At 43.3% G+C, this 547-nt stretch carries 1 protein-coding gene; it reads right to left on the minus strand.

Features of this window, described 5'->3' with window-relative positions; translation table 11 throughout:
• Positions 1 to 50: 50 nt before the first annotated feature.
• A partial coding sequence (locus AB4653_RS22665; RefSeq protein ID WP_372105384.1) for a TRAP transporter large permease subunit occupies positions 51 to 547 on the minus strand: 497 nt, incomplete at its 5' end.

The following is a 547-nucleotide window of genomic DNA, read 5'->3' on the forward strand; positions in this document are numbered from 1 at the left end:
TCAATTTATGGATAGCCGTTGAAACATATCATTCACATTCTAGGCTTCACTCACATTCCATAGAAAGATGGGAAAGCGAGAAGTGATCCAAGTACGAGGATTTGAATCAAAATGAAAGGCATCACGCCTCGGTAGATATCCTTGGTAGTCACACCTTTTGGTGCCACCCCTTTTAGATAGAACAAACTGAAGCCAAACGGTGGCGTCAAGAATGAGGTTTGAAGGTTCATCGCGATAAGGATTGCGAACCAAGTCATGTTGATTCCCATCAGTTCAGCAACAGGCGCAATAATCGGCACAATGATGAAACAGATTTCTACGAAGTCGATGAAGAAACCCAGAATCAAAATCACCAACATGGTAATGATCAAGAAACCCCACTTCTCACCTGGCAGTTGTAGCATCCACTCTTCAACTAGATAATCACCACCAGTGTAGGTAAACGCCATTGAGAATGCCGTTGCACCCAACAAAATAGCAAATACCATTGCCGTTACTTTCACCGTCTCTTTAGAGGCGTCATACACCATCGACCAACTAAACTGAC

It is taken from the genome of Vibrio sp. 10N.222.48.A3, assembly GCF_041475345.1.
Taxonomy (GTDB): domain Bacteria; phylum Pseudomonadota; class Gammaproteobacteria; order Enterobacterales; family Vibrionaceae; genus Vibrio; species Vibrio tasmaniensis_A.